This is a genomic window from [Mycobacterium] stephanolepidis (assembly GCF_002356335.1).
GTDB lineage: Bacteria > Actinomycetota > Actinomycetes > Mycobacteriales > Mycobacteriaceae > Mycobacterium > Mycobacterium stephanolepidis.
Map to the genome: position 1 here is coordinate 409,047 of NZ_AP018165.1, position 20,841 is coordinate 429,887.

The 20,841-nt window shown below is 63.2% G+C and carries 18 protein-coding genes and 1 tRNA gene; 13 read left to right on the plus strand and 6 right to left on the minus strand.

Annotation, left to right across the window (positions count from 1 at the left end):
- The first annotated feature begins 60 nt into the window (after nt 1-60).
- The 3 genes from MSTE_RS02120 to MSTE_RS02130 all read left to right on the plus strand — a co-directional run bounded on the left by MSTE_RS02120 (nt 61) and on the right by MSTE_RS02130 (nt 4,367).
- Nucleotides 61-522, plus strand: coding sequence for an MmpS family transport accessory protein (locus tag MSTE_RS02120; RefSeq protein ID WP_096498595.1), 462 nt, complete (start codon nt 61-63; stop codon nt 520-522).
- Nucleotides 519-3,461 (plus strand): MMPL/RND family transporter, encoded by a 2,943-nt coding sequence (locus MSTE_RS02125; protein WP_096505329.1) that lies wholly within the window; start codon nt 519-521, stop codon nt 3,459-3,461. Before MSTE_RS02120 ends, MSTE_RS02125 begins: the two co-directional genes overlap by 4 nt.
- 66 nt (nt 3,462-3,527) lie before the next feature.
- Nucleotides 3,528-4,367 carry a class I SAM-dependent methyltransferase gene (locus MSTE_RS02130; protein ID WP_096505331.1) on the plus strand — a complete coding sequence of 280 codons (840 nt, stop codon included), beginning with the start codon at nt 3,528-3,530 and terminating at the stop codon, nt 4,365-4,367.
- Nucleotides 4,368-4,388: 21 nt separating this feature from the next.
- Here MSTE_RS02130 and MSTE_RS02135 read toward each other — a convergent pair whose 3' ends face one another.
- The 4 genes from MSTE_RS02135 to MSTE_RS02150 all read right to left on the minus strand — a co-directional run bounded on the left by MSTE_RS02135 (nt 4,389) and on the right by MSTE_RS02150 (nt 6,790).
- Nucleotides 4,389-4,757, minus strand: a complete 369-nt coding sequence (locus MSTE_RS02135) for a hypothetical protein (RefSeq protein ID WP_096498597.1) — start codon at nt 4,755-4,757, stop codon at nt 4,389-4,391.
- On the minus strand, nt 4,754-5,674 hold the full coding sequence (locus MSTE_RS02140) for a carbon-nitrogen hydrolase family protein (RefSeq protein ID WP_096498599.1): 921 nt from the start codon (nt 5,672-5,674) through the stop codon (nt 4,754-4,756). Before MSTE_RS02140 ends, MSTE_RS02135 begins: the two co-directional genes overlap by 4 nt.
- A gap of 30 nt (nt 5,675-5,704) precedes the next feature.
- Nucleotides 5,705-6,349, minus strand: a complete 645-nt coding sequence (locus MSTE_RS02145; RefSeq protein ID WP_096498601.1) for a TetR/AcrR family transcriptional regulator — start codon at nt 6,347-6,349, stop codon at nt 5,705-5,707.
- Between the two features lie 84 nt (nt 6,350-6,433).
- On the minus strand, nt 6,434-6,790 hold the full coding sequence (locus tag MSTE_RS02150; protein ID WP_096498603.1) for a hypothetical protein: 357 nt from the start codon (nt 6,788-6,790) through the stop codon (nt 6,434-6,436).
- A 183-nt stretch (nt 6,791-6,973) separates the two neighbouring features.
- On the opposite strand from MSTE_RS02150, the gene MSTE_RS02155 reads away from it, so the two are divergent.
- Both MSTE_RS02155 and MSTE_RS02160 read left to right on the plus strand, forming a co-directional pair.
- On the plus strand, nt 6,974-7,933 hold the full coding sequence (locus MSTE_RS02155; protein ID WP_096498605.1) for an alpha/beta hydrolase: 960 nt from the start codon (nt 6,974-6,976) through the stop codon (nt 7,931-7,933).
- A gap of 93 nt (nt 7,934-8,026) precedes the next feature.
- Nucleotides 8,027-9,130, plus strand: coding sequence for an NADH:flavin oxidoreductase/NADH oxidase (locus tag MSTE_RS02160; RefSeq protein ID WP_096498607.1), 1,104 nt, complete (start codon nt 8,027-8,029; stop codon nt 9,128-9,130).
- On the opposite strand, the gene MSTE_RS02165 is transcribed toward MSTE_RS02160, so the two are convergent.
- Nucleotides 9,127-11,436: a DEAD/DEAH box helicase gene (locus tag MSTE_RS02165; protein WP_096505333.1), complete on the minus strand. Its 2,310-nt coding sequence runs from the start codon at nt 11,434-11,436 to the stop codon at nt 9,127-9,129. The two genes, MSTE_RS02160 and MSTE_RS02165, sit on opposite strands and share 4 nt — an antisense overlap.
- Nucleotides 11,437-11,777: 341 nt before the next feature.
- On the opposite strand from MSTE_RS02165, the gene MSTE_RS02170 reads away from it, so the two are divergent.
- From MSTE_RS02170 to topA, 3 genes are all read left to right on the plus strand, one after another.
- On the plus strand, nt 11,778-11,981 hold the full coding sequence (locus tag MSTE_RS02170; protein WP_005064941.1) for a cold-shock protein: 204 nt from the start codon (nt 11,778-11,780) through the stop codon (nt 11,979-11,981).
- A 115-nt stretch (nt 11,982-12,096) separates the two neighbouring features.
- Nucleotides 12,097-12,675: a hypothetical protein gene (locus MSTE_RS02175; protein WP_096498609.1), complete on the plus strand. Its 579-nt coding sequence runs from the start codon at nt 12,097-12,099 to the stop codon at nt 12,673-12,675.
- Nucleotides 12,676-12,861: 186 nt separating this feature from the next.
- A complete protein-coding gene (gene topA, locus MSTE_RS02180; RefSeq protein WP_096498611.1) occupies nt 12,862-15,639 on the plus strand; it encodes a type I DNA topoisomerase in 2,778 nt (925 codons plus the stop codon).
- Here the strand turns inward: topA and MSTE_RS02185 are convergent.
- Nucleotides 15,636-17,126 carry an adenylate/guanylate cyclase domain-containing protein gene (locus tag MSTE_RS02185; protein WP_046252354.1) on the minus strand — a complete coding sequence of 497 codons (1,491 nt, stop codon included), beginning with the start codon at nt 17,124-17,126 and terminating at the stop codon, nt 15,636-15,638. The two genes, topA and MSTE_RS02185, sit on opposite strands and share 4 nt — an antisense overlap.
- 162 nt (nt 17,127-17,288) lie before the next feature.
- On the opposite strand from MSTE_RS02185, the gene MSTE_RS02190 reads away from it, so the two are divergent.
- From MSTE_RS02190 to MSTE_RS02210, 5 genes are all read left to right on the plus strand, one after another.
- The gene (locus tag MSTE_RS02190) at nt 17,289-18,494 is read left to right on the plus strand and encodes a DNA polymerase III subunit delta' (protein WP_096498615.1); all 1,206 of its coding nucleotides are present in this window, start codon (nt 17,289-17,291) and stop codon (nt 18,492-18,494) included.
- A gap of 57 nt (nt 18,495-18,551) precedes the next feature.
- Nucleotides 18,552-18,627, plus strand: a tRNA-Thr gene (locus MSTE_RS02195).
- 61 nt (nt 18,628-18,688) lie between these two features.
- Entirely contained in the window at nt 18,689-19,447 is a 759-nt protein-coding gene (locus MSTE_RS02200; protein ID WP_197704794.1) for an alpha/beta fold hydrolase, read from the plus strand.
- Between the two features lie 62 nt (nt 19,448-19,509).
- A complete protein-coding gene (locus tag MSTE_RS02205; protein ID WP_096498617.1) occupies nt 19,510-20,028 on the plus strand; it encodes an ImmA/IrrE family metallo-endopeptidase in 519 nt (172 codons plus the stop codon).
- On the plus strand, nt 20,025-20,816 hold the full coding sequence (locus MSTE_RS02210) for a hypothetical protein (protein ID WP_231896971.1): 792 nt from the start codon (nt 20,025-20,027) through the stop codon (nt 20,814-20,816). The genes MSTE_RS02205 and MSTE_RS02210 overlap by 4 nt, the downstream gene beginning before the upstream one ends.
- Nucleotides 20,817-20,841: the final 25 nt, after the last annotated feature.

Sequence of the window (20,841 nt, forward strand, 5' to 3'; positions counted from 1 at the left end):
GGGCGGCAAGGAGGATCGTATGTCCGCTATCCATCCCGTCCAGGCCAGGAGTGCTCAGCTATGAGTAGACACAAACAGTCGCGGGGCCGTGCCGGTCGAATCCTCGGCACGTTGTGGATGCCTTTGGTGGCGCTCATCGTCATCGTGGTCGTTGGCTTCGGAGTCAATCGGATTCGGGAGAAGTCGCAGGCAATCAGCCATCCGCCGATTACCCGTCCGATCCCGGCCACGGTTGTTCAGATCAATCCCAAGAACGTCACCTACGAGGTGTTCGGCAATTTGGGAACCAGCGGGAAGGTGTCCTATGCCAACCTCAACAGCGAACCCGTCGACGTCGTGCTGACAGCGCTGCCGTGGTCGGTCTCTGAAACCACGATGTCGTCGGCCGCGTCGCTGAGCCTGGTCGCCCAGGTGGACGGGGACTCGCTGGGCTGCCGTATTCGCGTCAACGGCGAGGTCCGCGAGGAACAGGTCGTCAACCATGCCAGTGCCGCGGTCGCATGCACGGTGACGGCAGCATGACATCGGGTCAGCAGCCGCCGGAGGACGCGAACACCGGTCCGGTACTGGTAGCGCCCGCACCGCCGGTGGCGAAGGAACCCGAGAAGCGCCCTGGGCCTGCGCGATTGCTCCGCGTGCTGGCGATTCCGGTGGTGATCTTCTGGGTGCTGGCTGCCGCAGCCCTCAACATTTTCGTGCCCACCCTGGAAGAAACGACCGCGGCCAATGCCAAGGCGATGATTCCCCGTGACGCACCCTCGTCAGCCGCTGCCATCACGCAGGGACAGGACTTTGAAGAGTCCGACTACACCAGCATGGCGGTAGTCGTCCTGGAGACTCAGGGCCGCACGCTCGGCGAGCAGGACCACCGGTACTACGACGAGATGGTTCGCCGTCTACTCGACGACAAAGAGCACGTGCAGTCGCTCATGAACCTGTGGGGCGACCCTGTCACCAGGTCGGGTCAGCAGAGCGCCGACGCGCAGGCCGCCACGCTGACGGTGCGCCCTGCCGGAGATTTGGGTGATGCCGACTCGAACAGGTCGATCAAGGCCATCCGCGGCATCATCGAAAAGCTGGACAAGGACAAGCCCGAGGGGCTCACGGTCTACGTGAGTGGGCCGGCACCCCTGGCCTCGGACACTCTCAATGCCGCCGACGAGAGCATGGTCACGCTGACGATCGTCACCATCGTGGTCATCATCGCGATGCTGCTCATCGCCTACCGCTCGTTCACTCGGGCGATCATCCCGTTGATCGGAGTGTTGATCACACTGGCCACGGCCCGTGGCGTGGTCTCGCTGCTGGTCGAAAACCACGTCATCGGGATCTCGTCGTTCGCGATGAACATGGCCGTGTCATTAGTTCTCGGTGTCGCCACCGATTACGGGATCTTCTACCTGGGCCGTTTTCAGGAGGCCCGGCGCGCGGGGGAGGACCGGGAGTCCGCCTACTACACCTCGGTGCGCAGCGTGGCCCACGTTGTTCTGGGATCGGGCATTGCCATATCGGGTGCGTGCCTGTGCCTGAGCCTGACGACCCTCGACTACTTCCGGACGTTGGGGCCACCGTGTTTTGTGGCAATGGTCGTCGCCGTTATCGCGGCGCTCACGCTGGGGCCGGCCCTGTTGACACTGGGTAGCAAGATCCCCTGGCTCTCCGAGCCGGCCAAGACCAGTCCGGTCTGGCGCAAGCTGGGCACGGCGATCGCCAAGTGGCCTGTCGCGATGATTGCGGTTGCAGCGCTGGTGATTCCATTGTGTATCGCGAATTTGGCCAACTACACGGTGAGCTACAACGATCGCGATTACGCGCCCAAGAGCGTTGAGTCATCTCGCGGCTATGACGCCGCGGACCGGCATTTCCAGCCGAGTCAGCTCTCGATCGACACCTTGTACATCAAGGCAGATCACGACATGCGCAACACCACCGACATGATCAGTCTGGACCGGATCGCGAAGAACATTGTTCGTACGCCAGGCATTTCGATGGTGCAAAGCATTACCCGGCCCAATGGCCGGCCGCTGGAACACGCCTCACTGCCGTATGCGATGGGCTCGATGGGGACCAAGATCGGTCAGAATCTGGGGTTCCTGAAAGACCGCGTAACCGACATCGACACCATGGCCGCCCGGATGGGGGACATGATGGAGCTGAGCAAGAACATGGCGAACATCACCGGCCAGCTGTCCGCGGGTACGCAGATGTCCGTGGAGGCTTCCCGGGGTCTGAAGGCTGCGATGGAGAAGACCCGCGACAACCTGTCCAACTTCGATGACTTCTTCCGCCCGATACGTAACTATTTGTATTGGGAACCTCACTGTTTCGACATTCCGATTTGTTGGGCCATGCGCTCGTTAAATGAATCGGTCGACAACATCGACGAAGCGACCTCGCAACTGGGCCCGATGGTGGACGGGCTGAGCATGGTTGATGCGGCCACTCCGCAGATGATTACTCAGCTCAATGCCATGGTGCAGAACATGGCTGTCATGCAGCAGCTGACCTTGACCATGCAAAGCCTCTTCCACGCCACCATCGCCCAGCTCGAGCCCATGATCGACCCGATGGTCGATATGGGTAAGGCCTTCGACAACGCCAAGAATGACGACTTCTTCTTCATGCCGCCGGAGTCGTTCAAAACTAAGGACTTTCAGACCGGGTTGAAGTTCATGATGACCCCTGACGGCAAGGGCGCACGGATTCTGATCTACCACCAGGGCGAAGCGATGAGCCCCCAGGGCATTGATCAGATTCAGCGCGCCGAGTCCGCCGCCCACGAGGCGATCAAGGGGACATCGCTGTCCAATGTCGATCTGCTGGTAGCCGGTGCATCCGCGAATTATCGTGATGTACAGGCATTTTCCATGAACGACATCTTGACGATGATGTTGGCGACATTCGGGCTGGTGTTCCTGATCGTCATGGTGATCACCCGCACCCTGGCCGGTTCGGTGATTGTCCTGATCACCGTGGTGCTGTCTTTCCTGGGCTCCCTCGGCTTGGCCGCATTCATCTGGGAAACCTTGATAGGTATCGAATTACATTGGCTGACACTGCCTATTGCATTCATCGTGCTTGTTGGGGTGGGTTGCGACTACAACCTGCTATTGCTCTCCCGATACCGCGAAGAACTGTCCGCCGGAATACGCACGGGTCTGATTCGGACCATCGCAGGCTCGGGCAACGTTGCCGTCACCGCGGCATTCGTGCTCGCCGGAACCATGCTGGCGATGCTCTCCAGCGATGTGGTCAACATCGGCCAGGCAGGGTCCACCATCTGCATCGGCTTGATCTTCGACATGATGATCGTTCGGCTGTTCCTGGTCATGCCACTGGCCAGGCTCCTGGGGCCGTGGTTCTGGTGGCCACAGAAACTCCCCGCCCGGAAACGTGCAACGTTCAGAGATGCACCGAGCCCCGGACCGCAACCGGACGAGCCCACTACCGCAACGGTTTAACAGAACCATGACCTGATCATTGTCCGTACAGCTAAATAGGTTGTACGCGCCAATAGGATGGCAGCCATGAGTGACAGAGCTGGTTGGTTGGGTGCGAATCGGGCCAACTGGAACGAGCGGGCCGCAATTCACGCGGCACGCGATGGCTCGGGGTATCAGGTGCAGAACTTCATCGACAACGGCTCGTTGCTCTCGGATGTCGTCAGTTTCGACCTGCCGGTGCTCGGTGACATCGCAGGCAAGAACACCGTGCACCTGCAGTGTCATATTGGGACAGACACGATTTCGTTGGCCCGCTTGGGGGCCGTTGTGACGGGCCTGGATTTCTCACAGGACGCTATCCGGGAGGCTCGGACACTGGCCGCCGAGACGGGTGATGTCGTGACCTTCGTAGAGGCAGACGTTCACGACGCAGCAAAAGTACTGCCGTGCAATAGCTTCGACCTTGTCTACACCGGAATTGGGGCGCTGTGCTGGCTTCCTCGCGTTGACGCATGGGCGGAGGTGGTCTCGGCGCTCCTTGCTCCCGGTGGGGCTCTAGTGATCCGCGAAGGTCATCCGATCTTGTGGTCGATGGATGATTCCGTTGGCGATGAGTTGCGTCTGCGATACCCGTACTTCGAGCATGACGAACCGTTGGAATGGGACGACGGTCAAACATACGTCCCTACGGACAAGGTCATTCAGGCTTCGACGACCTATGAATGGAATCACTCTCTCGGGGAGATCGTGACGGCTCTGATCACGAGCGGTCTGCGCATCGATCTCCTGATCGAGCACGATAGTGTTCCTTGGGAGGCCCTTCCCGGCCATATGGCGCCGCGGCCCGGAGGTGAATGGGCGCTGAGCGAGCGGTCGGGTGTCATGCCCCTGACGTACACGATCAGGGCCACGAAGACGGCCTGAAGCGGGCTGCGGCTGCCAATCCTATTGGACTGCAACCAAAGCCAGACCGCCACTGGTTGCCACGAATGAGGCGAACGTGACGGCCTTGAAAACTGCGGTGGACGCGACGTTCTCCTTGAACGCCATCGGCAGAAACAGGGTTGGGTTTAGCAGCGCGCCAAAGACCACGACGGCGGCCAGCCAGCCGGGCATTCCCGGCACGGCGAGACCCACCGCGATCAGGAGTATTCCCATCATGATGTAGTCCAGGTGGGCCTGGAGGAACCTGCGGCCGTTCGTCACGCCGATGCGCTTGAGCAGTCGCGGGGCAAGGAAGTTGGCGGCCACCGCCCACCCCATCATTGCCCCGAATGCCAGCTCGAGGAGGCCGATGCGGACGACGAGGTTCATGCGCTGACCATGTTTCTGCGATACCATCGCCGGCCATGCCACCGTTGGTAATGCCATGCGGCGGTGGGCAGTGCGCCGCGGGGATGCAGCCAGAAGCGGTCGGGAATCTCAGCCGTGGGTGCCTGGCGTCCGAGGTCGATCTCGCCGAGGAGGATTCCCTGGCCCTGCTCTGGGCGACGCTCGGCGATGACGTGCCCGGCACCGTCGGTGATCAGGGTGGAACCTTCAAAGTGTCCCCGATACCCGAGGGGTATCCAGGGCATGGCGCAGCGGAAATCGCCGACGTGCGCGGCATGAACGACCGGTGCTCCAACGTATTTGGCGAAGGTACCCGCCGCGGCCCGGGCGGTCTCGTGGTTGCGACGTTCCATCCCCTCGAAGGTCGCGCGCGGATGCCATGGAGGTACTGACCACCAGCCGGAACCCGTCATGACCAGGTCGACCCGTGAACGCATGCGTTGTGCGGTGCGGGTGCGCATCAGCTCCCAACACACGGCAGCCCCAACGTCATACGTGCCCGCGCGGAACACCCCGTCGTCCTGGCCGCCGATGTAGAAGGAGTTCGCCCACATGGTCGGCAGGTCCTTGTCGTGGCGCCCGACCACCCCGGTCGCGTCGGCCGCGACGTAGGCGTTGCGGACGTGGCTATCCTCGTCCCGGCACAGGAACGAGCCGCCGACGAGCGCGTCGTAGCGACGAGCCAGCGCGCACAGCAGTTCGGTGGCCTCTCCCGAGAAGGGCAGGGTGGCATTTTTCAAGGAGGGGTCGAAGGCGATCCCGCTGGTGAAGAACTCAGGTAACGCGATGATGCGCGCTCCGGATTGGCCGGCCTTATCGGCGAGCCTGGAGTACTTGTCCAGGTTCGCGGCGACATCGCCGATGACTGCTTCGAGTTGAATCGCCGCCGCCAGCACCATAACCGAACGCTACTACAAAACTGAACGCTACTACAAGACTTTATTGCGAACGAGGCCGCGCTCGATGATCTCGCGCCCCAATTCCAGTACGCGTTGCATCTCGGCCGGCTCAAGTCGCAGCCGGTCAGGGCGCAGATTGAGCGATAGCACGCCATTCCAGGCGCCCCACAAAAAGATGGATGTCCGGACCGGATCTGTGCAGTGCAGCTCACCCGCGGCGTCGGCGCGGCGGAGCACATCAGCGATATCGCCGACCAGCGACTCGACCTTGTCGGCGATCCGGCGTTCGACTTCGTCGGCCATATCCCCGGGGGGGACGTCGAGGGTGCGCAGGGCGATCATGCGGAAGTACCCCGGATTCTGCAGATGGAAATCGCAGTAGGCGTCACTGGCCGCCCGCAGTTCCTCCATCGGCGTGCGGCCTTCACCAAAGGCCCTGGCCATCGCCTCCTCGTTGACCAGCAGCGCGCGCTCGACCAGTGCGAGATAGAGACGCTCTTTGTTCTTGAAGTGGTGATAGATCGAACCAACCGCGAGATCGGCGGAGTCGGCGATCGCGTCCATGGTGACCGCGTGGAACCCACGCTCCACAAAAAGCCCCTCCGCCGCGTCGAGGATTGCCGCAGTCGTTACAGCGGTGCGACGGTCTTGACGTCGACCCTTGGTCTCAGGCACCCACCGAGGTTACGGGTTTTGAACGCTGCTCGATGGCACGCCATTCGATCAACGGCTGCAGTGGCGAGGGCGATGTCTCGGTATCTAGGAGAACTCGTTGACGGAGATGACCAGGGTTTCTGTTGGGCTTCTGATGTCCAGGTATTGATGTCCTGATGTGTTATCCGCGATGAGTGGATCGACCAGCGCGAGAAGTTCATCCAATTTGGATCTGTCTAGTTGCCATACGACGCCGTATTGGCCGAGCGTGATGGTTGCAGGGCCGTTTCGCTCCTCTATCAGGTGTTGGAGACCTCCTTCGCCTTCTAAGGTTGCACGGCCGTTTTCGAGCGCTGAGTGGAGGGCGCATGCGAACAATCGCATGCCTTCTTGGTCCCCTTCCACGAGCGTGGCTGGGTTGCCAAAGTAACTGGACGGACCGAGACGAAAGATCGTCACCATTCACCTCTTTCCGGCACATTCTCGACTGGTGATGGATTCGATCTGTTCGCAACTCCTGCCATGAACCTTCACAACCATTGCGGGCTTCTAAACACTAAGGTAAATCGCCTTTCAGGTGTTTGCGGCTTCGTCTTGAATACCCTTCCGCGGCGACGGCCAAATCGCTGGCGGTAGCGTTAGCGGATGGTCGTCACCCTGCACCCCAAGTCGGGTCTCAAGGCTCGGTTGCCGTTTCTGTTCGTGCTGATCTTCGTCAAGCCGCTGTTGATCCTGTTTCCGATCCTCGACGCCGGTCTTCGGCAGCTCAAGTGGCTGGACCAGGGGGCCCAACGTGGACCCGATGCACCCGGCATCCAGCGGACGCGGATCGCACTGGCCGACCGACCCACGGATCTGATGGTGCCGGCCGGGACGCAGGCCAGTGATTCCGACACCGCCATCCTCTACCTGCACGGTGGTGCCTTCATTGCGTGCGGGCCCGCCACCCACCGCAAGATCACCGGATTGTTGGCGCGCCAGCTTCAGATCCCCGTGTACGTGCTCGATTACCGGCAGCTGCCGGTAGCCGGGGTAGGCACCTCGGTGGCAGATGCTGTGCAGGCCTACCGCGAGCTACTGCAGGACTACGCACGGGTGATCATCGTCGGTGACTCGGCGGGTGGGTACCTGAGCGGCAAGGTCATTGAGTATGCGCACACCCATGGATTGCCGAAACCTGTTGCCTATGTGGGGTATTCGCCGCTGCTGGACCTGGACCTGGCCTCCAATCCGTCCAGTACCAGCCGTCATGACGCGTATTTACCCAAGGGTAAGCTCGCCAAGTTGGCACCTAAATTCTATAGGGGCCCAGTGGAATTCACTGGCGAACGGCGGGTGATTTCGGTGCCTGTCGAGGCGTTTCCGCCCACGCTGCTCATCACCGCGCAGGACGAGTTCCTAGAGCCGGATGCGCTGGAGCTTGCCGAGAAGCTCACCACCGCAGGTGTGGTGGCCAAGGTGCACAGCTACTCGTGGCAGCTGCATGCTTTCCCGGCCATTGCCGTCTCACGCGACACCGCCGAGGCGGTCGTGCTGTCCGCCGACTTCGTGCGGGAGGCGCTCTCCGCGGTCGAGCAGGGGCCGGCAACCGAACAGGCAGGCTAAATAGGGCGCGGGAAGCATCCCGCGCCCATCTGCGTTGGATTGTGCCGGGCCAGCCGGGCTGGCCGCCGACCCGACGCGAGGAGTCTTCGCACCATGAGCCTGCTGTTCGAGCCGTACTGGCTGCGCGATATCACCATTCCCAACAGGATCTGGATGTCGCCGATGTGCCAGTACTCGGCAGACCCCACCGGTCCCTTGACTGGTACACCCAACGATTGGCACCGAACTCACTTGATCAGTCGAGCGGTCGGTGGTGCTGGGCTGGTGTTCACCGAGGCAACTGCCGTCAATGCGCGAGGGCGACTCTCCCCGTACGACACCGGGCTGTGGAACGACACCCAAGAGCAGGCCTGGGCCGCCATCGTGGACGTCATCAAGGATTTTGGTTCCATTCCCGCGGTGCAGCTCGGGCATGCCGGACGTAAGGCGTCTACCGTTGCACCGTGGGACGGGCATCTCTCACTGAATCCCTCAGATCCATTGAGCTGGGAGACAATTGGACCAACCAACGCGCCGTATGGTGACTTCGAGCCGCCGGCAGCAGCCACGTCGGCTGATCTCAACGCGATCATCGATGACTACGTGGTTGCCGCGCAGCGCGCGTTGCGGGCGGGTTTCCAGGTGCTTGAGGTGCACGCCGCCCACGGCTACATTCAGCACCAATTCCTCTCTCCGGCAAGCAATACCCGCACCGACGAGTACGGCGGGTCTTTTGCCGGTCGGGTGAAGCTCACCCTGGACACCGTCGCGGCGGTACGTACGGTCTGGCCCGAACACCTGCCGCTTTTCGTCAGAGTGTCGGCCACCGACTGGGTGTCCGAGGAGCCCGGGCTGGAGGCAGACAGCTGGACACCCGATCAGACCGTCGAGCTGGCCAGGCTGCTGCAGGCGCGTGGGGTGGATCTCGTCGACGTGTCGACGGGCGGAAATGTGCCACATGTCCGGATTCCCACGGGGCCCGGATATCAGGTGCGATTCGCCCGACGTGTCCAGGCCGAAACAGCTCTTCCCGCAGCCGCAGTCGGCATGATCACCGAGCCACACCAAGCCGAATCGATCCTCGCTGCGGGCGATGCCTCGGCGGTGCTGCTTGGCCGCGAACTGCTGCGCGACCCGTATTGGCCACGGCGCGCCGCCCGGGAACTGGGCGCCGAGCTGAGGCCGACGGTACCCAAGCAGTACGCCCGCGCCTTCTAGCCGGGTAGTCGGGACAACACCAACCGCAGCACCTTGATGGCCGCGGTCTTGTCCAGCGGGGAGTTTCCATTGCCGCACTTGGGCGATTGCACACAGGACGGGCACCCCGCCTCACATTCACACGACTCGATGGCGTCGGCCGTGGCACCCAGCCAGATCGCGAGCTGCTGATATCCGCGGGCGGCAAAACCCGCACCGCCGGGGTGGCCGTCGTACACGAACACCGTTGGTAGCCCGGTCTCTGCTTGCAGCGCAGTCGACACCCCGCCGATGTCGCCACGATCGCAGCTGGCCACCAATGGCAGCAGGCCGATCGCGGCATGCTCTGCCGCATGCAAGGCACCGGGTGTGGCTAGTGCCTCGATATCGATGCCCGCCAACGCTTCCGGGGTGATGGTGTACATCACCGCCTTGGTGCTCAGCGTAGAGGAGGGCATGTCGAGTTCGACGAAGTCCAGGATCTCGCCGGTCGCCAGCTTGCGTAGATAGCCGATCACCTGGTGGGTAACGTCCACCGGCACCAGCCCTATCTGGACGTCACCCAGATCGATCCGCTCGCCCTCGCCGGTGATCGCGATATCGATGGTCGACCGGGCGAACGTCGAATAGTCGGGAGTGGCGTTGTGCACCAAAGCGATTCCATCGCCGAAATCGAGCGAATCGACCAGATAGGTCTCGCCGGAATGCAAATAGACTGCACCCGGATGCACCGTCGCGGGGGCTCGCCCGGAATCGACAGTTCCCAACACGCGCCCGGTATCGGCCTCCAGGATCATCACCTGCCCGCCGATAGATCCACGGATATCCACCGCCGCATACGGATTGAGGCCGGGGGCCGCAAAGTATCCGCCGGGCCGCTTGCGTAGCAGCCCGTCGTCAACGAGCTGGGCGACCACATCCCCGGCATCCAGGGATCGCACGTCGTCCTCGCTCAACGGTAATTCGGTTGCCGCACAAAGCAGATGGGGGCGCAGCACATGTGGATTAGTCGGATCGATCACCACCGCCTCGATCGGCTTATCCAACAGCGCGCCCGGATGGTGAACCAAGTAGGTGTCCAGCGGATCGTCGCGAGCGACCAATACCACCAATGACCCCTGCCCCCGGCGCCCGGAGCGTCCCGCCTGCTGCCAGAATGAGGCCACGGTGCCCGGGAAGCCCGCCACCACAACGGCATCCAAACCGGCTATATCGACGCCCAACTCAAGAGCGTTCGTGGTCGCCGCACCAGTCAACGTGCCCGTCGACAACGCCTGTTCCAGCGCCCGGCGGTCCTCCGGCAGATAGCCCGCCCGGTACGCCGCCACTTGCGACGCCAGTGCCGGATCGACCTCCGCGAGCCGATGGGCGGCGCCGAGCGCTGTCATCTCCGCGCCGCGCCGCGATCGGACGAAGGTCAACGTCCGCGCTCCCTCCTGGACCAAATCGGCCAGGAGCCGGGATGCCTCGGTGCTTACCGGGCGTCGCACCGGTGCCCCGTTCTCTCCGGTGATCGGAAGCAGCGGCGGTTCCCAGAGCGCCACCGTGCGCATCCCGTGCGGAGAACCATCTGCGATGACTTCTTCGACCGGCTGACCGATCAATGCCTGCGCCGCAGCGCCAGGATTGGAGGTCGTGGCGCTGGCGAATACCACCGTCGGACGCGAACCATAGCGTGCGCACAAGCGCAGCAGTCGCTGCAGCACAAGAGCCACATTTGACCCGAAAACTCCACGGTAGTAATGGCATTCGTCCACCACCAGATAGCGCAATCCGCGCAGGAATGCCGACCAGCGGGTGTGGTTGTGCAGCAGTGACACGTGCATCATGTCGGGATTGGTGAAGATCCACCGCGAGCTCTCGCGCGCGAACCGCCGCAACTCGTTGGAGCTGTCGCCGTCATACGCGCAGGGCAGCACTCGATCGAAACTGTTGATCCCCGTAATCAATTCGCGTATCGAGCGCAACTGGTCGTGGCCGAGTGCCTTGGTGGGTGCCAGATAGAGCGCACGGGCCCGCGGCTCTGCGGCCAACGCGGTCAGAATCGGCAATTGATAGGCCACCGACTTCCCGGATGCGGTGCCGGTGGCTACCACCACATGGCGGCCCGCGAACGCCAGCGAGGCGGCGGCGACCTGGTGCGACCACGGATCGGTCACTCCTTGGGCGGCAAAAGCAGTGATCGCATCGTGGTGTGCCCACCGCGGCCACATCGCGACCTCGGCATTTCGGGCAGGAATATCGCAAATATGCCGCACCGGAGTTTCGCCGCTGGGCGTACCGGCCACGATGAGATCCAGCAGTTCGCGGCCATAGCCTACGGTCACCGCAAAACCCCTCGTGACCTGCACACTTGTGCCAAAACGGTGTCGAGTTCGCTACCGCATATGGCCATAATGCCAGGGTAAGGCAGGCCAAAAGGTGGCCGAAGTTTCGCCACTGTTCACCGAACTTCCTATCAATTATCTGGCTCACCGCTATCGCCAACGCTCTAAACATGCTCTACTTAGGGCGGTCGCAGCTTCTGTGTTCGTGTTTTGCACTCGCAGGATCGACGTTGCGGTCGCGGTTCCTGCGAGGGTCTTCTTCACGGGGTATGGCGGTCGGAACGGGGCCCGACGTACCGAACGGCGCGTCGCACCCGGTGTAAGAGAAGGAAAATCAAGAAATGCCACAGGGAACTGTGAAGTGGTTCAACGCGGAAAAGGGCTTCGGGTTCATTGCTCCCGAGGACGGCTCCGCCGACGTCTTCGTCCACTACACGGAGATTCAGGGCAACGGATTCCGTACCCTGGAAGAGAACCAGAAGGTTGAGTTCGAGGTAGGCCAGAGCCCCAAGGGCCCCCAGGCTACCGGCGTCCGCGCCGTCTGACCCACATCCGTCGAAGGAACGCCCCTGGCCATGGCTGGGGGCGTTTCTCGTTCCAAGAATCTCTCCGCGCGCGGGTAGAGCCCCCTGGCGCGCGGAGAAAGTACTGTCGGTGACTGTGAGCCAGCTGTCCTTCTTTTCCGCCGAATCGGTGCCTCCCGAGGTCGCCGATCTGGCGGGGCTGCTGGCCGGACCGGGCCAGGTCGTGGTCAGTGGCGCGGGCGCCCGGATCTCGGTGGTCGTGGACCAGCCGTGGCGTGCGCTGGCGCTGGCCGAAATGATCACCGAAACCGGCCTGCAAGCCGAGGTCGGTCACACCGACGAGAACCATCCGCTGGTGCGAACAGCCATCGATCCCGCGGTGCTCCCGATCGCGCGCGAGTGGACTCGGGGTGCGGTGAAAACCGTGCCCGCGCAATGGTTACCGGGTGCTCGTGAATTGCGGGCCTGGGTGCTCGCGGCGGGCTCGCCAGAAGCCGATCGATACCTCCTCGGACTGGACCCGCACGCCCCCGATACGCATTCGGCGCTGGCGGCCGCGCTGATGCGCGTCGGCATTGCCCCAACCCTGATCGGAACACGGGGCGCCAATCCCGCGTTACGAATCAGTGGGCGACGCAGACTGGGACGGCTGCTCGAAAACATCGGGGAACCACCGGGCGATACCGATGCATTTCGTGTTTGGCCGAGGGTATAACCAGGTTTTATCAGCGGTTTAACTGCGACACGGACACACTTTTAGCCACCCTGACATCGGGAATACCGAAGCCGATATGAAAGGCTAGGTTTGCGCAATTGGCGCGGGGGTGTCATCTTGTGACCACGGTGGACCGCCCCTACACCGTACATATGCGGCTGAATGCGCAGGTAAGGAGACGAAGCAGTGCGACGGCTCGTCATCGTCGAATCACCGACGAAGGCCCGCAAGATCGCTGGCTACCTCGGCGACGGATACGTCGTCGAGTCCTCGCGTGGCCACATCCGGGACCTGCCCCGTGCCGCTGCCGACGTTCCGGCCAAGTACAAGTCCGAACCCTGGGCTCGACTCGGAGTGAACGTCGACGAAGACTTCGAGCCGCTCTACATCGTCAGCCCCGACAAGAAGGGCACCGTCACCGAGCTGAAGGGCCTGCTGAAGGACGTTGACGAGCTCTATCTCGCAACGGACGGTGACCGCGAGGGTGAGGCCATCGCCTGGCACCTGCTCGAGACTCTCAAGCCCAAGGTGCCCGTCAGGCGCATGGTCTTCCACGAGATCACCGAGCAAGCCATCCTGGCGGCCGCTCAGGACCCCCGTGACCTCGACAACAACCTCGTCGACGCACAGGAGACCCGCCGCATCCTGGACCGGCTCTACGGCTACGAGGTCAGTCCCGTGCTGTGGAAGAAGGTCGGCCGGAATCTGTCCGCCGGGCGCGTGCAATCGGTGGCGACCCGGATCATCGTCCAGCGCGAACGCGATCGCATGGCGTTCCGCAGCGCCGGATACTGGGATCTGGGCGCCGAACTGGACGCCGGCAGCGAGGCCAAGCCTCCGCGTTTCAACGCCCGCCTGCTGAGCGTTGACGCGCTGCGCGTGGCTTCCGGTCGCGACTTCGACTCGCTGGGCCAGGTCAAGAAGGCCGACGATGTGCTGGTTCTCGACGAGGTGCGGGCCAACGCTCTGGTCGCCGGGCTGGCTCATGCCACCCTGACAGTCGCCTCGGCCGAGGAAAAGCCATACACCCGTAAGCCCTACCCGCCGTTCATGACATCGACGCTGCAGCAGGAAGCCGGGCGCAAGCTGCGGTTCTCCTCCGAGCGCACCATGAGCATTGCGCAGCGGCTGTATGAAAACGGCTACATCACCTATATGCGTACCGATTCCACGACGCTGTCCGAATCGGCATTGACTGCCGCGCGCAGCCAGGCCGCGGAGTTGTACGGAAGCGAATATGTGCATCCCTCGCCACGGCAATACACGCGCAAGGTGAAAAATGCGCAGGAAGCGCACGAGGCTATTCGTCCCGCAGGCGAGACTTTCAAAACTCCGGGACAATTGCATTCACTGATCGACAATGACGAATTCCGTCTGTACGAGCTGATCTGGCAACGCACGGTTGCCTCGCAGATGGCCGATGCACGCGGGACCACGCTGAGCCTGCGATTGGCCGGCACCGCCACCTCGGGTGAGCAGGTGGTGTTCACCGCCAGCGGCCGCACCATCACCTTCCCCGGCTTCTTGTCGGCGTACGTCGAGACCGTGGATGAGCTGGCCGGTGGCGAGGCAGACGACGAGGAGCGTCGTCTGCCACAGCTCAAGCAGGGCCAGACCGTCACGGTCGCGGAGCTGTCCGCAGACGGCCACACCACCAATCCGCCTGCCCGATACACCGAAGCCTCGCTCATCAAGGCATTGGAAGAGTTGGGGATTGGGCGTCCGTCGACCTACTCCTCGATCATCCGGACCATCCAGGACCGCGGCTACGTGCACAAGCGCGGCAGTGCGCTGGTGCCCTCATGGACCGCGTTCGCGGTGATCGGTCTGCTGGAGCAACACTTCGGCCGGCTGGTCGACTACGACTTCACCGCCGCGATGGAGGATGACCTCGACGAGATCGCCTCCGGCAACGAACGGCGCACAAACTGGTTGAACGCCTTCTATTTTGGTGGCGAGCACGGTGTCGAGGGTTCAGTAGCCCGCGCCGGCGGACTCAAGCGCCTGGTGGGGGTGAACCTCGAGGAGATCGATGCCCGCGAGGTCAACTCGATCAAGCTGTTCGACGATGACCAGGGTCGCCCCATCTACGTGCGGGTCGGAAAGAACGGCCCGTACCTGGAACGGATGATCACCGGCGACGACGGGGAACCGACCCCGCAGCGCGCCAACGTCAAGGACGGCGTCACCCCCGATGAGCTGACCGTCGAGATGGCTGAGCAGCTGTTCGCGATCCCACAGGAGGGCCGGACGCTGGGTGTTGACCCGGAGTCCGGACACGAAATCGTCGCCAAGGATGGACGTTTCGGCCCTTACGTCACCGAGGTGCTGCCTGCACCGCCGGAGCAGCTGGACGCCGCCGAGGCCGAGGTGAAGCCCAAGCGGGGCGCCAAGAAGGTAGAAGGGCCCAAGCCGCGTACCGGCTCACTGCTGAAGTCCATGACGTTGGAGACGGTGACGCTCGAGGACGCGCTCAAGCTGCTGTCATTGCCGCGCGTGGTCGGTGTCGATCCGGCCAACGGAGAAGAGATCACCGCGCAGAACGGGCGTTACGGCCCATACCTCAAGCGCGGCACCGATTCTCGATCGCTTGCCACCGAGGATCAGATGTTCACCATCACCCTCGATGAGGCGCTGAAGATCTACTCCGAGCCCAAACGTCGTGGCGGTCAGGCGGCTTCGGCGGCTCCGCTACGTGAGCTTGGTGCGGATTCGGCGACCGGCAAACCGATGGTGATCAAGGACGGCCGCTTCGGCCCGTACGTCACCGACGGTGAGACCAACGCCAGCCTGCGTAAGGGTGATGACGTGCTGTCGATCACCGATGAGCGTGCCTCGGAGTTGCTTGCCGACCGTCGGGCCCGTGGGCCTGTGAAGCGCGTCAAGAAGGCGCCTGCGAAGGCGGCAAAGAAGGCTCCCGCCAAGAAGGCCCCGGCGAAGAAGGCCGCCAAGAAGGCGACCTAGACGCGACGCGGGCGTGCCACCTGAGTGGACACGTTACGGCCGCGCAGTTCGACGGTCTCACCGACGTCCCAGCGCAGGGCCTCTTGGTCGCGTGCCTCCATGACCGCGGAGGCAGATGCCAGCACGTTTCCGGGTTCGTTCTTGGCCAGCTCGGTCAACCGGGCCGCCTCGTTCACGGGATCGCCGATGACGGTGTACTCGAAACGCGCTTGCGCCCCGATGTGTCCGGCGATGGCGCGTCCCGCCGATACCCCGATTCCAAAGTCGTTGGAGCCCAACACGTTGGTGAGTTCATGGGCCAGCTCGCGGGCGGCCGCGAGCGCGGCTGCGGCGCCATCGGGGTGGTCGATGGGTGCACCGAAGATGGCCAGCGCCGCATCACCCTGGAACTTGTTGACGAAGCCGCCGTGCTTGTTGACGGTATCGACGATGACCCGGAAGAACTCGTTGAGGACCCTGACGACCACCGCCGGCCCGCGTGTCGACGCCAACTGGGTGGACCCCACCAGGTCGACGAAAAGCACAGCGACACTGCGCTCTTGACCGCCGAGTTCGGTGCCGTACTCGAGTGCCCGGCGTGCGACATCTTCACCGACGTAGCGGCCGAAGAGGTCGCGCAGGCGTTGACGTTCACCGAGATCGCGCACCATGTCGTTGAACCCGGCTTGGAGCAGTCCGAGCTCGCTGGCGTCGTAGATGGGGACGTGGGCGTTGTAGTTGCCGCGCTGCACCTCGCTGAGCGCCCACCGCAATTGGCGTAGCGGATCGGCGATCGAGGTGGCCACCAGCAGCGTGCCCATCAGCCCGATCGCCAGCGCGATGATCGCCAGGATCAGGATGGAGCCGGTGAGGTTGTCGGCATTGGACTTCAGATATCCCGCGCGTTGGCCCACGACGGTGAGCACGATGGCCAGGATCGGCACGCCGGTGCTCAACGCCCAGGTGAGGATCTGGCGCACGATAACGCCTGGGGCGGTGACATTTTCCGGCACACCACGGCGCAGTGCCTGAATGGCTACCGGGCGCAGGACCCGCTCGGACTGCAGGTAGCCGATGATGCTGGTGGTGGTGGCACCCAGCACGGTCGCGAATGCGGCGACCAGTACCGAGCTATGGGTGGAGGACCAGGTGACGGCGACGAAGATCGCACCACCCACGAGCCAGGTCGCGACGCTGATGACGGTGCGATAGAAGGGCATCTGCAGGGCACGGACACGGACAGACTCCGATCCTTCGGATTCGAAGTCCGGGGAGCTGTACTGCCAGCGCAGAACCGGTAACAGCAGGTAGGTGCTGACGATGGCGCCGGCAATGAACAGGATGAACAGCGAGACGCCGAGGATGATGAGCCGCGCGGTGCCGAGCTCAGACAGTTCCACCCTGTCGCTCGGCGGCAGTCCGAAGCGCAGGAAGCCCAAGACGAACAAGGCCCCGACCAGGTTCGACTGTGCGATACCCATGATGAAAAGCGGCCATGGGGTGCGCATGACCCATCGCGAATACCGGGCTGCGCGTGCAAGTGGGCGCTGGTCTGCCCTTCCTTCCGCGCCAGTCACTCGTTAACCGTAGCTGTCGGCGGTGACGACAGCGTTTCACACGCCTATGCGGCCTGTTCGGGGAGTCGGATCCGGCGGCTAGGGTTGGTGGCGATGAGCAGGGTTTTCGGTCGCCTGGTGGATCAGGGAGCGGTGGTTTCCACGCTCTCATCTGCGGCATTGGCTGCGCGTGGGGATGACGTGGGCCGGATGACCCACGCGTGGTTGTTCACCGGACCGCCGGGGTCGGGCCGATCGGTGGCCGCTTTGTGTTTTGCCGCCGCCCTCCAGTGTGAATCGGAGGGGGCTGCGGGCTGTGGGGAATGCCGTGCCTGCACCACCACGATGGCCGGCACCCATGCTGACGTGCGCAGAGTTGTTCCCGAGGGATTGTCGATCGGTGTGGACGAGATGCGCGCGATCGTGCAGGCGGCCTGGCGTCGGCCGAGTACCGGGCGCTGGCTGGTGGTGCTGATCGAGGACGCCGACCGGTTGACCGAGGGCGCCGGCAACGTGCTGTTGAAGGTTGTGGAGGAGCCGCCGCCGCGAACGGTGTTCTTGCTGTGCGCCCCCTCGGTGGACCCGGAAGACATCTCGATCACCTTGCGATCACGCTGCCGTCATGTGGCGCTTGTCACCCCCTCGGTGACTGCTATCGCACAGGTGTTGACGGACCGCGACGGGATCGATCCCGAGCAGGCGCAGTGGGCCGCATCGGTGAGCGGTGGTCATGTCGGCCGTGCGCGCAGGCTCGCCACTGATGAGCAGGCCCGTGCCCGGCGGCTCCGAGCATTGGGGCTGGCCAGGGAGGCCGCGACCCCTACGCGAGCGTATGCGGCGGCCGAGGAGTTGGTGACCAGCGCCGACACCGAGGCGAAGGAACAGACGGCCGCCCGCAATGAGGCCGAAGAGGAAGAGCTGAGGACGGCGCTGGGGGCCGGGGGCACCGGCAAGGGTGCGGCGACAGCGCTGCGCGGAGCAGCGGGTGTCCTGAAGGACTTGGAGCGTAAACAAAAATCGCGTCAGACCAGGGCATCGCGTGATGCGCTGGACCGCACGCTCATCGATTTGGCCACCTACTTCCGAGACGCCCTGGTGCTGTCGGTGGGCGCCGCCGAGGAGGGCCGGGTGGCGCTGCATCACCCCGATATGGCCGACCGGCTCGGGCCGATGGTGGACCGGGTGCCCCCCGAACAGCTTCTGCGATGCATCGAGGCCGTTCTGGTGTGCCGAGAGGCGCTGGCGGTCAATGTGAAACCCAAGTTCGCGATCGATGCCCTGGTCGCGACGGCGGGGCAGGCTCTTCGCCCCACGGAATGAGATTGGGCGTCGTGGCAGGGGTGCCGTAGACTCTCGGTCGCTGGGTTCGCCCGGCGTGCTGCCCTAGCTCAGTCGGTAGAGCAATTCACTCGTAATGAATAGGTCGGGGGTTCGATTCCCCCGGGCAGCTCCATGCGGATTACATGGTTCGGAAGCACATGGAATTAGACGGACGTCTTCGTCGAGATGGTTGTGTGCTGAGGTACTCCGATACCGCTGGTTCGGGCATTCCGGTCGTATTCATCCATGGAGCGGGCGCCGACCATGCCATGTTCGAATCCCAGCGTGATGTCCTCCGGGCCGCCGGATTTCGCGTCGTGCTCTTCGATTTGCGCGGACACGGAGTCTCCAGACCTAATACCACCGCCATCACAGCGGACGTACTGGTAACAGACGTGGAAGCGTTGATCGCCCACCTCGATCTGGACCGCCCAATCCTCATCGGACTTTCTCTAGGCGGCAACATCGGACAGCGCCTTGTCAGGCAAGCGCCGCAGGGCTACCGCGCGCTGGGCGTTTTCGACTCAACCTGGAACACCGGTCCGTTGTCCTGGCTCGAAAGGTCGTCATTGCGACTCTCTGCTCCGCTGCTGCGGTTCATACCTGCCCGGTCCTTGCCAGGTGTCATGGCGGATGCCTCGGCGGTTACCGAGAGCGCGCGTGCCGACCTGCTCCGGGCCTTCGCGGCGATATCGAAGGCCGAGTTTCTCGAGATATGGCGCGCGACCACCGAGTTCGTTAAGCCGGATAGCGATTACCGCACACAGTTGCCACTGCTGCTGATGCGTGGAGAAAAGGATCGCACCGGAAACATCGCGACATCAATGTCGCAGTGGGCAATCGCAGATGGCGTCGCCGAGGTGGTAATTCCCGATGCCGGTCATGTAGTTACGTTGGATGCCCCCGAACCTGTCAATGCGGCGCTCGTCGCCTTTCTCCGGTACTTGACGTAAATCACTTCGCTGCCGGGTACTTCTGCTGTGGGCACACCGCGGGACCGCTAGCATCATTGCTCATGTGGTTTGCACAGCGCGATGCCGGCCGTTACGGGCCGGTTGTTGCTGCGGTGGACCAGGTGCTGGCGGTCACTGCCGCGGGGCGGGCTTCAATCGAGGATGTTGCTCGGACCTGGGCTCGGGCAAACGGCCGAGTGATGGATATCGAAGACGTGCCGCTCTCTGCTGGTGTGTTCGGACAGTGGATATCGTTCCCGGACCGGGATCTGGTGCAAGTGGGGCAAGGTGTCGTGGGTCGCGATCGCACGATTGCTCACGAACTGGGGCACATGGTGTTGGGTCACCGGGGGCAGCCAGTTGTTGATTTTGCGGCAGAACATGTACGCGCGGTGCCACCGGAGCTGGTGGCCCGCATGCTGCAACGTAGCTGCGGGACTGATGACTTAGCTCATGCCGACTGCTGGCCCGAGGATGAACTGGCGGCCGAACGTTTTGCCGGCCTGCTCATCCGCCGGATGCGGGCGGGGCGCGCAGTTCGCACGCGGTGGAGTCCGTACCTGGACGACGCACTGGGGTGATCGACCCCTCGGCATGGCAGGTCATGCAGATTGTGCGCATCGTTTTTCTGCTCTGCTTCCTGCCGGTTCTGCTGTACAGGATCTGGCGGCTCTGGCGGTACCCGGCATCTGCCCCGGTCATCGCGATCACCGCCTTCGGGGTGGTCATGTGGTTTTGGCTGCTTCTGCTATCGGACTTCTTATGGTCCGTGCTGCCGGTGCAAATACGTGCCGCAAGCATGGCCGGGTGGTTTGTCACCACGGTGGCTGCCTGTGTGCAGATTTTTGTTCTCGGCATTAGCGGTTCCGTTTCCCCAGCGCGGATGAGACGCGCTTGGCGAGTCGTTCTCGGGGTAACCGCTGTCGTTCTGGTGGTGGTCGCCGTAGCCGTGCAACACAGCCAAGCCCTGCTGGCCACGGAAGACCTGAAAGAACTCACCAACGCGCTTCTCGATGGCGCGGATAGTGGGGCCGTTGTCGCGTCTTTGGTCAGTAATGGTTACCTAACGGCGACTCTGGTCCAGCTGATATGGGCTGGGTATCGTCATGCCGATTCGACACCAGTCGGCACCGGCCTGGGACTGCTGGCGGTTGCGTCCTCGTTTGAAGTTGTTTGTGTCTTTGTCGGGGGCATCTGGCGTCCTCTAACCGGCGGACACGACGTGATCTCGGCCAGGTACGGGATGGTGTTGCAGAGCGTGAGCGGCGGCGTCGGCATAACCTTGATGGCCGTGGGCTTTCTCTGGCCCCCCCGTAGTGCTGCGTATTCAGGCGCGGCGCCAGGAGCGACGTCTGCGGCCGCTCCATGATGAGTTTGCCCATTTGTTCCCCCAG

Bases quoted from the DNA above. Each gene is read 5' to 3' on its own strand.
- MSTE_RS02150 (WP_096498603.1), bottom strand. From the start codon at position 6,790: ATGGTGACGATCTTTCGTCTCGGTCCGTCCAGTTACTTTGGCAACCCA.
- MSTE_RS02130 (WP_096505331.1), top strand. From the start codon at position 3,528: ATGAGTGACAGAGCTGGTTGGTTGGGTGCGAATCGGGCCAACTGGAAC.
- MSTE_RS02140 (WP_096498599.1), bottom strand. From the start codon at position 5,674: ATGGTGCTGGCGGCGGCGATTCAACTCGAAGCAGTCATCGGCGATGTC.
- MSTE_RS02125 (WP_096505329.1), top strand. From the start codon at position 519: ATGACATCGGGTCAGCAGCCGCCGGAGGACGCGAACACCGGTCCGGTA.
- MSTE_RS02155 (WP_096498605.1), top strand. From the start codon at position 6,974: ATGGTCGTCACCCTGCACCCCAAGTCGGGTCTCAAGGCTCGGTTGCCG.
- MSTE_RS02190 (WP_096498615.1), top strand. From the start codon at position 17,289: ATGAGCAGGGTTTTCGGTCGCCTGGTGGATCAGGGAGCGGTGGTTTCC.
- MSTE_RS02135 (WP_096498597.1), bottom strand. From the start codon at position 4,757: ATGAACCTCGTCGTCCGCATCGGCCTCCTCGAGCTGGCATTCGGGGCA.
- MSTE_RS02170 (WP_005064941.1), top strand. From the start codon at position 11,778: ATGCCACAGGGAACTGTGAAGTGGTTCAACGCGGAAAAGGGCTTCGGG.
- MSTE_RS02120 (WP_096498595.1), top strand. From the start codon at position 61: ATGAGTAGACACAAACAGTCGCGGGGCCGTGCCGGTCGAATCCTCGGC.
- MSTE_RS02185 (WP_046252354.1), bottom strand. From the start codon at position 17,126: ATGCGCACCCCATGGCCGCTTTTCATCATGGGTATCGCACAGTCGAAC.
- MSTE_RS02205 (WP_096498617.1), top strand. From the start codon at position 19,510: ATGTGGTTTGCACAGCGCGATGCCGGCCGTTACGGGCCGGTTGTTGCT.
- MSTE_RS02160 (WP_096498607.1), top strand. From the start codon at position 8,027: ATGAGCCTGCTGTTCGAGCCGTACTGGCTGCGCGATATCACCATTCCC.